This window comes from Micromonospora sp. B006, from assembly GCF_003408515.1.
Taxonomy (GTDB): domain Bacteria; phylum Actinomycetota; class Actinomycetes; order Mycobacteriales; family Micromonosporaceae; genus Micromonospora; species Micromonospora echinospora_A.
Genome location: NZ_CP030865.1, coordinates 5,161,406 through 5,173,876, shown reverse-complemented (window position 1 = coordinate 5,173,876; position 12,471 = coordinate 5,161,406). Strand labels below are relative to the sequence as shown.

Genomic DNA, 12,471 nt, shown 5'->3' with positions numbered 1-12,471 from the left:
CACGGCCCCGCGTACCGGCGGCGGCCCGGTGCCTGATCAGGCGGGGAGCGAGGCCAGCAACGCGGCCTCCCGCTCCGGCTCCAGGCCGACCGGGGCCCGCGCCGGCCGCCCCGCGCGCTCCGGCACGCGCCCCACCTCGCGCAGCCACCGCCAGGTGTCGGCGACCGTCTCGGTCACCGGCCGGCACACCAGCCCCGCCGCGTACGCCCGCTCCACGTTCCGCTCCTGCAACCACCGGTACTCGTGCCCGCGCGGCACCCAGACCGGCAGGTCGTTCCACGGCACCACCCCGGCCGCCAGGATCGGCTCCGGCGCCGTCCACCGCAGCGTCGCGTCCGACCCGGTCGCCGCCACCGCGGCGTCGAGCAGCTCGCCCATCGTCGCGTGCCCGGTGCGACCGATCACGTTGTACGCCCCGCCGACGCCCTCGGCACCCCGGTCCAGCAGCCAGTTCGCCAGGTCGCGGACGTCCACGTACTGGATGGGCAGGTCACGCGGCCCGGGCGCCAGCACGTCCCCGCCCCGGGCGATCCGGTGCAGCCACCACGGCAGCCGCCCGATGTCCTCCCCCGGCCCCAGGATCAGCCCGGCGCGCACGAGCAGCGCCCGGTCACCGAACACCCGGGTCGCGGCGAGTTCCCCGCCCGCCTTGTTCGCCGGATAGTCGCCGTCGTCGACGTCCGGGTCCGCCGCCACCGTCGGCGCCTCCTCGCCGGTGCCGAGTTCGACGGGTGGCGCGTACACCGAGCCGCTGGACACGTAGACGTAGTGCGGCACCGCGCCGGCCAGGGCCAGTGCCGCGTCCCGGACCGCCCGGGGCGCGCCGTCCCAGGTGTCCACCACCAGATCCCACTCGCCGCCGGCCAGCGCGGCCAGCCCGTCCGGCATCGTCCGGTCACCCCGCAACCGGTGTACGCCGGGCGGCGCCTGCCCGTGTACGCCCCGGTTGAACACTGTCACCTGCCAGTCGCGGCGTACCGCCTCGGCCACCACCGCACCACCGACGAAGCCCGTACCGCCGAGCATCAGGAGTCGCATGCGTCCCAGAGTGCCGCCCCGTGTCGGGTACGGCGTGCCCTGTTCACGGTCAGCGGATCTGCCAACGGCAGAACCCCACGGTCGGCAGCGGCCCGCACTGCCCGACGGTGCGGCGGCTGCGCGCAGTGACCTGAGGAGCTGCCGTGCTGTCGGGCTCCACGCGCCCTCGCCCCCGGACCGCCGATCTTGGAGTTGTGGCGCCCAGGATGCCCGGTTGACACCCTTCGCGAGGTGCCACAACTCCAAGATCGCCGGGCTCAAAGATCACGGCGGGTTCCGAGCACCCCCGAACAGCCTCGCCCGGGGGTCGCCCGCGATCTTGCACTTCCGTGCCCCGCATAACGGATATAAGGGACGACTGAAGGACTCAAGCTGCAAGATCGGCGCGGCCACACCCACCCCCACGCTCCACCTCACGGTTCGCCCCTCGCTCCGCCCCTCGCTCCACTCCTCGGTTCGGCCCTTCGGCTGGGGGCGTCGATCATGAACTTGGCGGCACTTGGTGTCCGTTTTGTCGCAGCTAACCTCATGATCAACCCTGTGGTGGGTGCCCGGGGAGGGCCTGTTCTGGGGTGATCAAGGAGTTTGTGGTCTCGTGGGCGCTCGAAGGTGCCGCAAACTCCTTGATCACGGGCGTGGAGCGGGGTGCCCGGGATGGGCGCGGTGCGATGCGCTCGACGGCAGGCGGGGCGCGGCTGCATCTGGTGTGTGTGGGAGGTGTGGGGTGTGTGTCGGGTTCGGGGGTGGTGGGCGGCACTGTGGTGGCGGAATCGTGGGCGGGCCGGTGGCGTTGTAACCAGGTGACCGACCGAGCAAGGGCCACGTCCTCGCCGCGGCGGCGCCGGGTATGGGAACAGTCCGGGGCTGCCGGTCGTTGAGTCCGGTTCCCGGTGGCGTGGGCCGCGGGAATCATCGCGCCCGGCCGGTCGTTGAGCACGGTTCCGACGACGTGAACCCGCGCCGCCCCCGGTGGCGTGAGGCGCCCGGGAATGATGCCGGGCCACGGGTCGTTGGACATCCTTCCGGCGCCGCGTAGAGGCCCCCGCCCCGCGAGCAGCCGAGATCCCCCAAGACTTCTTTTGAGCGCCTGACGTGGTGCTCGCACCCGCGCCGAACCCCCCTGTCGGTGTGGGCGTCGATCCCCCGAATGGAGCCCCCTGATGAACACGATTCTGCGGAAGAGCATCCTGGGTATTGCTGGTCTGGCCTTCACCGGTGGCGTGTTCGCCGGCCCGGTCGCCGCCCACGCGGCCGACACCACCACCGCCAGCGTCAAGCCGGTGAGCGTGAGCGTGCAGGGTGACAAGCTGATCCCGCACGGCGTGCAGGGCAACCAGTCCCGCATCGACCTCAACGACGAGCAGACCAAGAACGTCAAGGCGATCATCGCGGCCACGAAGAAGGCCGGCATGGACGAACGCGCCGCCGTCGTGTCCATCGCCACCGCGCTGCAGGAGTCGAAGCTGGAGAACCTCGGCCACCTCGGTGACCGCAACGACCACGACTCGCAGGGCCTGTTCCAGCAGCGCCCCTCCTCCGGCTGGGGCACGGTCGAGCAGATCACCGACCCCGAATACTCCACCACCGCGTTCCTGAAGGGTCTGAAGCAGGTTGACGGCTGGCAGGACATGCCGCTGACCAAGGCCGCCCAGACCGTCCAGGTCTCCGCCTACCCCGACCACTACGCCCAGTGGGAGCAGCAGGCCGCCGACCTCGTCGCCGAACACTGGAACAAGTAAGCACACACGCGTGAAAGGCCGGCACCCCGAGACGGGGTGCCGGCCTTCACTCGCTTGCCGGGTGCGGGGCGACCTGTCCCTGGCGCAGCCGGGCGGCGCAGAGTTCGGCCAGTTTCGCGTACGCGGGCGCACCGATGAGCGCGGTCAGCTCCGGCCCGTACGAGACGTACATCGGGTCCGCGCCGACGTGCGCGTCGGTCGAGGAGGTGCACCACCAGTCGAGGTCGTGCCCGCCCGCGCCCCAGCCGCGCCTGTCGAACTCGGCGAGCGTGGAGATCAGCACCTTCGTGTTGTCCGGCCGCTTGTGCCACTCCTGGTCGCGGCGTACGGGCAGCTGCCAGCAGACGTCGGGCTTGTACTCCAGCGGGTGCACCCCGTCGCGCAGCGCCTGGGCGTGCAGCGCGCAGCCGCCACCGCCGGCGAAGTCGGCGTCGTTGAGGAACACGCACGGTGCGTCCACGTCGCGGGTGGCGGTACGCCGGGCCGGCGTCTTGCCGTCGACTGTGTCGTTCTCGGTCCAGTTCTTGAACCCGCGCCGGAAGTGCTGCCAGGTCTCCGGCGTCAGCCGCTTCACCGCGGCCCGGACCCGCTTCTCGTCGTCGGAGTCGGTGAAGAACGCGCCGTGCGAGCAGCACCCGTCGGCGGCCCGTCCGGCGATGATGCCGTGGCAGCCCTGCCCGAAGATGCACGTCCAGCGGGACAGCAGCCAGGTCAGGTCGGCGCGGACGACGTGCTTCGGGTCGGCCGGGTCGACGAACTCGATCCACTCCCGGGGAAAGTCCAGCCCGACCTCGCGGCTGCGCGGGTCCTCGGGGTCGTCCACCAGCACGTGAAGCTCGATCTGCCCTGTCACTCGGACCAGCGTACGCGCGGTGACCCCGCCCGGCCGGCGAGCCGACGAAACGTGTTGGCCCTAGGGTCTTTCCCATGCGACTGGGTGTCCTCGACGTCGGTTCCAACACTGTGCATCTGCTGGTGGTCGACGCCCATCACGGCGCGCACCCCTGGCCGGCGCACTCGGAGAAGGTGGTGCTGCGGCTGGCCGAGCAGATCGGCCCGGACGGCGCGCTCACCGTCGGCGGCGCGGACGGCCTGGTCAAGGCGGTCGGCATGGCCCGGGCGGCGGCGGACGGGCTGGGCGCCGAGGACCTGCTCGCGTTCGCCACGAGCGCGGTTCGCGACGCCACTAACGCCGCCGACGTGCTGGCCCGCGTCCGCGACGAGACGGGCGTACGCCTGGAGGTGCTCTCCGGCGCGGACGAGGCGCGGATGACGTTCCTCGCGGTGCGGCGATGGTTCGGCTGGTCCGCCGGACGGCTGCTGGCGATGGACATCGGCGGCGGGTCCCTGGAGCTGGCGGCCGGCATCGACGAGCACCCGGACGTGGCGGTCTCGCTGCCGCTCGGCGCGGGCCGGCTGAGCCGGGAGCGGCTGGCTGTCGACCCGGCCGGCACGGCGCCGCCGTCGGCCGAGGCCGTGGAGGAACTGCGGGCGTACGTGGACGCGCAGCTCGACCCGGTGGTGGAGCAGTTGACGGCGGTGGGCTGGGAACGGCCGGTCGCCACGTCGAAGACGTTCCGCACGCTGGCCCGGCTGGCCGGCGCCGCTCCGTCCGGCGCGGGCCTGTGGGCGCGGCGCAGCCTGACCCGTACCGGTCTGCGGCAGGTGCTGGGGTTCATCAGGCACATCCCGCCGGCCCAGTTGCCCGAGCTGGAGGGGGTCAGCGCGCAGCGAGCGCACCAGCTCCTCGCGGGCGCGGTGGTGGCGGAGGCGGTGATGCGCCGGCTCGGCGTGGACCGCGTGGACATCTGCCCGTGGGCGTTGCGCGAGGGCGTCATCCTGCGTCGGCTGGATCAGCTCGCGCCGATGTGACCGTCCGAACGCTCTGGGTGCTTTGCGGTTGCTCGTCCCGATGCTCGCTGGCGGTGGGAGCTACCCTCGGAGGCGTGACCTACCGCGTTCCGGTACTCCTGTCCACGTCCTCGGTCTTCCCCGAACGGACCGCGGCGGCGTTCCAGCTCGCCGCCGAACTCGGCTACGACGGCATCGAGGTGATGGTCTGGACCGACCCGGTCAGCCAGGACGCGGGCGCGCTGCGCGGCCTCGCCGAGCACTACGGCGTGCCGGTGCTGTCGGTGCACGCCCCCTGCCTGCTGGTCACCCAGCGGGTGTGGAGCCCCGACCCGTGGGAGCGGCTGCGCAAGGCCGCCGAGCTGGCCGAGACGCTGGAGGCGCCGACTGTCGTGGTGCACCCGCCGTTCACCTGGCAGCGTGACTACGCGCGAAACTTCGCCGACGGGCTGGACACGATCGCCGGGCAGTTCGGCGGTCTGCACTTCGGGGTGGAGAACATGTATCCGGTGCGGATGGCGGGGCGGCAGTTCGTCCCGTACGCGCCGGGCTGGGACCCGACGGAGATCGGGTACGCCTCCTACACGCTCGACCTGTCGCACTGCGCGGCCTCGCACACCGACGCGATGGCTATGGCCGACCGGATGGGCTCCGGCCTGGCGCACGTGCACCTGGGCGACGGCACCGGCGAGGGGCGCGACGAGCACCTGGTGCCCGGTCGCGGCGGGCAGCCCTGCGCGGAGATGCTCCGTTCGCTCGCCGGGCGCGGCTTCAGCGGCACGGTAGCGGTGGAGGTGACCACCCGGGGCGCGAAGAGCCGCGCGGTCCGCGAGGCGGACCTGCGCGAGTCGCTGGAGTTCGCCCGGGCCCACCTGACCGCGCCCTCCCCGGTCGACGCCTGACCAACGGCGCCGCCCTCCGAGGTCAGCTCACCGGGGAGAGCGGCTGCGCCGGGACGGCCTGCTCGCCGACCGCCGCCCGCTTGCGGGCCCGATGCGCCGCCACGTGGGAGCGGGTGGCGCAGCGCTCGGAGCAGAACCGGCGGCAGCAGTTGGACGAGGTGTCCAGGTAGACGTTGCCGCAGCGGTCGTCGGCACAGACGCCGAAGCGGGCGCTGCCGTATTCGCAGAGCCACACCGACAGGCCCCAGACCGCGCCGGCGAGGTATTCCGAGGAGACGGAGGCGCCCCGGCTGGTCACGTGCATGTGCCAGTCCGAGGAGTCGTGGCCGGAGATGCGTGGCTGCACCGGGAACGCCTCCAGCAGCGCGTTCAACTCCGCCACCGCCTCGTTGTCCCGGCCCGAGGTGCCGTACTCGAAGACGTCCCGGAGGCGCTTCTGCGCTCTCCGGAAGATCGCCAGGTCCCGTTCCGCGACTTCGTCGCGCATCCAGCCCTGCTCGTCCGTGAAGACGGCCCGCAGGCCGTCCAGGTCGTCCAGCCGGGCGTTGACGAGCTCGACCCCGGTCCGGGCGTACGCGTCGAAGTTCACGACACCAACGGTAGACGACTCAGGGCAGACGCGGTGCGTCGATGTAGTGGGGCAGGAACCGCGCGTAACCGTCAGTGATGAGGCTCTCGCTCTCGCGTACGCCCGCGCCGGCCGACTCGCCGTCCACGATCCAGCTGCCCAGCACCGTGCGGTTGCCCTCGAACTCGGGCAACGCGCGGAACTCCTGATAGCAGAAGCCCTCGTCGCCGTAGATTCCCGGGTTGGTGATCTCCGTGTCGCCGGTCACGATGCGTACCGAACCGCCTTCGCGGCCGAGCAGCGGCTTGGCCACGTACTCGGTCATGCCGCGCGGCGAGTCCAGGTACGCGGGCAGCAGGTAGTCGTGCCCCGGGTACAGCTCCCAGAGCACGGCGAGCAGCGCCTTGTTCGACAGCAGCAGCTTCCAGGCCGGCTCGATCCAGGTGGTGGGCGTGCCCGGGTCGAGCGCGGGGCACCCGTACGGCTCGGCGAGCATCCACTCCCAGGGGTAGAGCTTGAAGCAGGTGGCGATCGGCCGGTCGTCGGCGTCGACGAAGCGCCGCCCGTCCCAGCCGACCTGCTGGATCGGCATGAGCGTCACGTCCAGCCCGGCCTGGCGGGCCGTCTCGGCCAGGTAGCCGGCGGTGATCTGGTCCTCGCCCGACTCCTCCTCGTCGGACCAGAGCACGTGCGTCCGGCGTTCGTGCAGCCCGGCGCCGATCTTGGCCCACGCGCCGACCAGCCGCTCGTGCAGGCTGTTCCACTGGTCCGCGTCCGGCCGGGTGTGCTCCAGCCAGTACCACTGCACGATGCTCGCCTCGACCAGCGCGGTCGGGGTGTCGGCGTTGTACTCCAGCATCTTCGGCGGGCCGCTGCCGTCGTACCAGAGGTCGAACCGGCCGTAGAGCGTCGGCGGGTTCTCCCGCAGCGAGCGGGCGACCGCCTCGGCGGCCCACTCGGGGATGCCGAACTCGGCGTACCGGCGGCGGGCCACCACGTGCTCGGCGGCGGCCACCGACATCCGGTGCAGCTCCTCGGTCGCCTCCTCCAGCCGGAGCACCTCGTCGAGCGTGAACGAGTACGCCGCCGTCTCGTCCCAGTACGACATGATCTCGCCGTCTGGTAGCTCGGTGTCGACGTACACCAGGCCCTGGGCCCGGATGGTCTCGTCCCAGCCGGGGCGCGGCGTGCTCGCCTCGCGACGCACGTCAGCCGCCGCAGGAGGCGAGGTGGGTGCCGAAGCCGCCGCGCTCGGGCAGCGCGACGGTCGGGGCCGCGTCGCCGCGCGCGGCGGTGGCCGGCGCGGGTACGCGCAGGGCGACCGCGACGGTGTCGCCGCCGCCGCCGGCCGGTCCGAGCGCGCAGTCGTCATCGTCGTCGTCATAACCGTTGTTGCAGCCGGAGAGCGCGAGGGCCAGCGCGGTCAGCGCGCCGAGCTGCACGGAGGCCGAGCGGAGCCGGCGCCGGGGGTGTCGTCGATCCACGTGAACGTTGTAGCCGATCTCCGCCAGCCGGGGGAGCCCGGCCCAGGCCGTAGCGCGGGAGGGGACGGGCCCCGGACGCACCCGGCGGGGGCCCGGTGGTGAGCGTTACGCTCGGCTCATGCTCCGTTCCGTCATCCTCGCCGCCTCCCGGTCTTCCCAGGTGGAGCGGCTCGTCGCGACGGCCCCGTTCACCCGGGACGTCGTCCGCCGGTTCGTCGCCGGCGCCGCCACCGACGACGCGCTGCGCGCCACCCGCGAGCTGGTCGCCGACGGCCAAGCGGTCACCCTCGACTACCTGGGCGAGGACACCACCACCCCGGAGCAGGCGAACGCCACCCGGGACGAGTACCTCAGGCTGCTGAGCCGGCTCGGCGCCGCCGGGCTCACCCCGGGCGCCGAGGTCAGCGTGAAACTGTCCGCGCTGGGCCAGATGTTCGACGAGCAGCTCGCGTACGACAACGCGCGGGCGATCTGCGCGGCGGCCGACGCGGCGGGCACGACAGTCACGCTGGACATGGAGGACCACACCACCACCGACTCGACGCTGGACATCCTGGCGAAGCTGCGTAAGGACCACCCGTCGACCGGGGCGGTGCTCCAGGCGTACCTGCGGCGCACCGAGTCGGACTGCCGGGAGCTGGCTTCCGCCGGGTCGCGGGTGCGGCTGTGCAAGGGCGCGTACAAGGAGCCGGAGTCGGTGGCGTACCAGTCGGCCCGCGAGGTCGACAAGTCGTACGTGCGCTGTATGAACGTGCTGATGTCCGGCGACGGCTACCCGATGCTCGCCACCCACGACCCGCGGCTGATCGCGATCGGGGAGGACCGGGCCCGCTGGTTCGACCGCGAACCGGGCCGGTTCGAGTTCCAGATGCTCTACGGCATCCGCCCGGACGAGCAGAAGCGCCTGGTGGACGAGGGCTACACCGTGCGCACCTACGTGCCCTACGGCGACCAGTGGTACGGCTACCTGATGCGCCGGCTCGCGGAGCGCCCGGCCAACCTGGCGTTCTTCGGCCGGGCGGTGCTGTCGAAGAAGTGAGTCACTCGTTCGACCAGGCCCGGGTGCACAGCACGAGGCGGTAGCCGTCCGGGTCGGCGAACGTGATGCCCCACCTGTCCCAGTACGGGCCGGCGGAGACCCGTGTCCCGCCGGCCCGTTCCAGTCTCGTGACCAGCTCGTCGTCGGCGGGGCCGTCGAGGTAGAGCACCAACAGGTCCTCCTCGGTGGGGCGCGGCGCGACGGTCAGTGCCGCGCCGCCGACCAGCTCCAGGTGCCAGGCCGCGCCGGGCAGGCCGAGCATCACCAGGTCGTGCTCGCCCGGACGCCCGGCCTCGGCGCGGAACAGCACGTCCAGGCCGACGCCGTGGGCCCAGAACCGTTCGGCGGCGGTCAGGTCGCGGCTCGGGCGGGCGAGGCGTACGTGGGTGTCGGCGGTGATCGGCATGCCGGCGATCGTGCGACTTCACGTCGTGTTGAGGTCAAGCTTGACGGGGAAAGCTAATAGCATTAGCTTATTGGCTATGACAGTTAGCCAGGTGGTGCGGGACGGCGGCACTATCGCGTACGAGGTGCACGGGTCGGGCCCGCTCGTGGTGCTCGCGCACGGCATGGGGGAGAACCGGGCGGCCTTCCGTCACCTGACGCCCCGGCTGGTGGCGGCCGGCTACCGGGTCGCCTCTGTCGACGTACGCGGGCACGGCGACTCCAGTCCGCACTGGCCCACGTACGCCCCGGAGCAGGTCGGTGGCGATCTGCTCGCCGTGGTGCGGGCACTTGGCGGTGGCCCCGCCACCCTGGTCGGCAGCTCGTCCAGCGGCGCCGCGGTGGTCTTCGCCGCCGCCGAGGCGCCGGAGCTGGTCAGCGGCATCGTGCAGGTAAGCCCGTTCGTCGGCACGCCGAAGCCGAATCCACTGATGCGGGCCGCGCAAGCCGTCGTGCTGCGCAGCCCTCGGCTGTTCGGGCTGTTCCACCGCACGCTGTTTCCCTGCGGGCGGCCGGCGGACGACGCCGCGTACCGCAAGGAACTGGTCGCCAAGCTGCGCGGCCGGATGGACGCGGTGCGCGGCGTGGTCGCGCCGGCCGACCCGCACTGGACCGCGCGGGCCCGTGACGTGAACCGGCCGGTGCTCGTGCTGATGGGCGCCAAGGACCCGGACTTCCCCGACCCGGGCGCGGAGGCGCGGGCCGCGCGGCGACTGTTCGCCGTCGCCGAGGCGCGCATGGTCGCCGACTCCGGTCACTACCCGCACGCCGACCAGCCCGACGCCACCGCCGCCGACCTGGTCGAGTTCCTGGCGGTGACCGCGCGTGCCTAGGGCCGGCCTGACCCCGGCCACAGTCGTGCGGGAGGCCGCCGTGCTCGCCGACGAGGTCGGCTACGACAAGCTGACCCTGGCGGCGCTCGCCGCGCGGCTCGGCGTCGCGCTGCCCAGCCTCTACAAGCACGTACGGGGCGTGGACGCGCTGCACCAGCAGCTCGCCGTCCTGGCCACCGCCGAGATCGCCGACGTGCTGACCGCCGCCGCCGCGGGCCGGGCCGGCAGCGACGCGTTGCGCGCCGTCGCCACCGCCTACCGGGCGTACGCGCGGCAGCACCCCGGCCGCTACCCGGCCGCCCAGCGGGCACCCGACCCGGCCGACGCCGACCACCTGGCCGCCGGTGAGCGCGCGGTCGGCGCCGTCCGGGCGATCCTGCTCGGGTACGGCCTCGACGGCGACGACGCGATCGACGCCATCCGGATGTTCCGGGCCGCCGTGCACGGCTTCGTCGCCCTGGAGGCGGCCGGCGGATTCGGGTTGCCCCGCGACACTGACCGCTCCTTCGACCAGCTGATCGCGGGCCTGGACCGCGCCTACTGTTCCTGGGGGGACCGATGACCGCGCTGCTGCTGGGCGTGATCTTCCTGCTGGAGCTGGCCCTGCTGGGCTCGGCCGGGTACTGGGGCTTCACGCTCGACGCCGGCTGGTCGCTGCGCCTGCTCGCCGGGCTCGGCGCGCCGCTGCTGATCGCCGTGGTGTGGGGGCTGTTCTGCTCACCCCGCGCCACCGTGACGCTGCCCGACCCGGCCAAGCTCGCCGTCCAGGCCGCCTGCTTCCTCGCCGGCGGCGTGCTGCTCGCACTGGCCGGCCACGCCGTCCCAGCTGTGGCACTGGTGGCCCTCTGGGCAGCCGGCAAGGCCGCGTTGACGCTGACCGGCACCCCGATCTGAGAGCGCCTGGACGACGTCCGTCCCACGGCCTCCGACGCGGCGGAACAACGGCGGGACTCTTTCCCGGAACGCCCGATTGGTCGTACCCTTCGCCGGTGACCGACGGCGACGAGCAGCCTCCCGGCCGGACGACGGACGGCGACGAGCCTCGTACCGACAGCAGCATCCCGGGCGGCGCCCCCGTCGCCGACGCGAGCCCGACGCCGGCGGAGTCGACCGACGGCGCCGACAACGCGCCTGACAACGCGCCCGACAACCCGTCCGACGTCCCCGCCCCGGTCGCGGACACGAGCCCGCCGCCGCACCCCGTTGCGGCCTCGGTCGCGGACACGAACTCGCAGCCACACCTCGTCACGGCATCCGCGCCGTACCCCGTACCCCTGGCGCACGTGGGCGAGCAGACGCGGACGGTGCGGAAACGGCGGCGCTGGCCCCTCTGGACCGCGCTCGGGCTGGTGCTCGGCCTGGTGGCGGGCGCGGTACCCGGCGTACTCCTGCGGGAGCTGTCGCCGGACGCGGCCGGGCGGTCGGCCGCGGGCCGGGACGACCCGGGCACTGCGGCGCAGCGGCGGCTCGGCGAGCGAATGCTCGCGCTGCTGGACCGGCAGGCCGCCGCGCTCGTCGGCGCGGACCGGGCCGGCTTCCTCGCGATCGCCGATCCGGCGGCGCGGCCGGCCCTGACCCGGCGGTACGCGGCGCTGCGGGCGCTGCGGGTCACGGTGTGGCGGCCGGCGGCCGACGAGGTTCCGGCGGCGGCCGACGGGCGGCCCGGGGAGTGGCGGCAGACGATCACAGTGGGCTACTGCTTCGTGGTGCCGGACTGCGCGCCGAGCACAGTGGAGCTGGACGCACGCTGGCGGCTGGTGGGGGAGGAGCCCCGGCTGACCGCGCTGGAACCGTCCGGCGCGGACCCGGCCGGCGTGCGGCCGTGGCAGGCGAACGACCTGGCCGTGACGGTCGGGAAGCGGGTGGTGGTGGCCACCACGCCCGCCCAGCGGAGCAAGCTGCCCGGCCTGCTCGCCCAGGCCGAGACGGCCGCCCGGGTCGCGGACCGGTACGCGGTCGGCGACGCGCGGCCGGACCGGTATCTCGTCTACTACGCCGGGAAGGCCGAGTGGCGGCGCTGGTACGGCGGCGGCCGGCCGAAGTGGACCGCCGGGTACGCGGTCGGCGTCGGCGGTGGACGCCACGACGTCGTCCTCAACGCCCAGACCGTCACCCCGGACGGCGTCGACGACCTGCTGCGGCACGAACTCACCCACGCCGCCTCGCTGCCCGACCGGGGGTACGCCGACCGCGCGGACTGGTGGCTGGTGGAGGGGCTGGCCGAGTACGCCGGTGCCGACGGCCAGCCGGTCCACCGTTACGAGGGCCTGGCCGAGGTGCGCGACCTGCTGCGCGGCGGCTGGTCCGGGCGGCTGGAGGCGGTGGCGCCGGAGGCGGACGCGAGCGACAGCCGGGTCGGCGGCGCCTACGGCGTCGGCTACCTGGCCGTGCGGCACCTTGTCGACCGCTACGGCGAGCAGCGGATGCTCGACTTCTACCGGGCCGTGGTGCACGAGCGACGCTCCCCGGCACAGGCCGCCGACGAGGTGCTCGGCGACCCGTGGTCGATGCTGCACGACGAGTGCGTCGCCTACGTGCGGGCCGTCGCCGGCTGACACGTCGACGGCTGTCGA

Annotated in this window: 14 protein-coding genes; 8 read left to right on the top strand and 6 right to left on the bottom strand. The window is 73.3% G+C overall.

The genetic code is table 11. From position 1 onward, the window contains the following. Positions 1-36: 36 nt before the first annotated feature. Entirely contained in the window at positions 37-1,038 is a 1,002-nt protein-coding gene (locus tag MicB006_RS23245) for an NAD-dependent epimerase/dehydratase family protein (protein ID WP_116508880.1), read from the bottom strand. Between the two features lie 1,160 nt (positions 1,039-2,198). Here MicB006_RS23245 and MicB006_RS23240 point away from each other — a divergent pair. Beyond that, the gene (locus tag MicB006_RS23240; protein ID WP_116504246.1) at positions 2,199-2,777 is read left to right on the top strand and encodes a hypothetical protein; all 579 of its coding nucleotides are present in this window, start codon (positions 2,199-2,201) and stop codon (positions 2,775-2,777) included. Positions 2,778-2,823: 46 nt separating this feature from the next. Here MicB006_RS23240 and MicB006_RS23235 read toward each other — a convergent pair whose 3' ends face one another. After that, positions 2,824-3,630: a hypothetical protein gene (locus MicB006_RS23235; protein ID WP_073829067.1), complete on the bottom strand. Its 807-nt coding sequence runs from the start codon at positions 3,628-3,630 to the stop codon at positions 2,824-2,826. A 74-nt stretch (positions 3,631-3,704) separates the two neighbouring features. Between MicB006_RS23235 and MicB006_RS23230 the strand changes: the two genes are divergently transcribed. Further along, the gene (locus MicB006_RS23230; RefSeq protein ID WP_073829066.1) at positions 3,705-4,649 is read left to right on the top strand and encodes a Ppx/GppA phosphatase family protein; all 945 of its coding nucleotides are present in this window, start codon (positions 3,705-3,707) and stop codon (positions 4,647-4,649) included. 74 nt (positions 4,650-4,723) lie between these two features. Beyond that, a complete protein-coding gene (locus MicB006_RS23225; RefSeq protein ID WP_184688830.1) occupies positions 4,724-5,530 on the top strand; it encodes a sugar phosphate isomerase/epimerase in 807 nt (268 codons plus the stop codon). 22 nt (positions 5,531-5,552) lie between these two features. Here MicB006_RS23225 and MicB006_RS23220 read toward each other — a convergent pair whose 3' ends face one another. The 3 genes from MicB006_RS23220 to MicB006_RS23210 are packed head-to-tail and all read right to left on the bottom strand — an operon-like array spanning position 5,553 to position 7,582. Further along, positions 5,553-6,119, bottom strand: a complete 567-nt coding sequence (locus tag MicB006_RS23220; RefSeq protein ID WP_073829064.1) for a CGNR zinc finger domain-containing protein — start codon at positions 6,117-6,119, stop codon at positions 5,553-5,555. Positions 6,120-6,138: 19 nt separating this feature from the next. Next, positions 6,139-7,305 carry a glutathionylspermidine synthase family protein gene (locus tag MicB006_RS23215; RefSeq protein ID WP_116508877.1) on the bottom strand — a complete coding sequence of 389 codons (1,167 nt, stop codon included), beginning with the start codon at positions 7,303-7,305 and terminating at the stop codon, positions 6,139-6,141. A 1-nt stretch (position 7,306) separates the two neighbouring features. Beyond that, complete coding sequence (locus MicB006_RS23210; RefSeq protein ID WP_225980458.1) at positions 7,307-7,582, bottom strand: hypothetical protein; 276 nt, start codon at positions 7,580-7,582, stop codon at positions 7,307-7,309. A 118-nt stretch (positions 7,583-7,700) separates the two neighbouring features. Between MicB006_RS23210 and MicB006_RS23205 the strand changes: the two genes are divergently transcribed. Beyond that, positions 7,701-8,621: a proline dehydrogenase family protein gene (locus MicB006_RS23205; protein WP_116508873.1), complete on the top strand. Its 921-nt coding sequence runs from the start codon at positions 7,701-7,703 to the stop codon at positions 8,619-8,621. Between the two features lies 1 nt (position 8,622). Here the strand turns inward: MicB006_RS23205 and MicB006_RS23200 are convergent, their stop codons facing one another. Next, positions 8,623-9,027, bottom strand: coding sequence for a VOC family protein (locus MicB006_RS23200; protein ID WP_116508871.1), 405 nt, complete (start codon positions 9,025-9,027; stop codon positions 8,623-8,625). Between the two features lie 76 nt (positions 9,028-9,103). Here MicB006_RS23200 and MicB006_RS23195 point away from each other — a divergent pair, with 76 nt between their 5' ends. From MicB006_RS23195 to MicB006_RS23180, 4 genes are all read left to right on the top strand, one after another. Continuing rightward, positions 9,104-9,898 carry an alpha/beta fold hydrolase gene (locus tag MicB006_RS23195; protein WP_116508869.1) on the top strand — a complete coding sequence of 265 codons (795 nt, stop codon included), beginning with the start codon at positions 9,104-9,106 and terminating at the stop codon, positions 9,896-9,898. After that, positions 9,891-10,460 carry a TetR/AcrR family transcriptional regulator gene (locus tag MicB006_RS23190; protein ID WP_116508867.1) on the top strand — a complete coding sequence of 190 codons (570 nt, stop codon included), beginning with the start codon at positions 9,891-9,893 and terminating at the stop codon, positions 10,458-10,460. Before MicB006_RS23195 ends, MicB006_RS23190 begins: the two co-directional genes overlap by 8 nt. Further along, a complete protein-coding gene (locus MicB006_RS23185) occupies positions 10,457-10,792 on the top strand; it encodes a YrdB family protein (RefSeq protein ID WP_116508865.1) in 336 nt (111 codons plus the stop codon). Before MicB006_RS23190 ends, MicB006_RS23185 begins: the two co-directional genes overlap by 4 nt. A gap of 95 nt (positions 10,793-10,887) precedes the next feature. Next, positions 10,888-12,453 (top strand): hypothetical protein, encoded by a 1,566-nt coding sequence (locus MicB006_RS23180; RefSeq protein ID WP_116508863.1) that lies wholly within the window; start codon positions 10,888-10,890, stop codon positions 12,451-12,453. Positions 12,454-12,471: the final 18 nt, after the last annotated feature.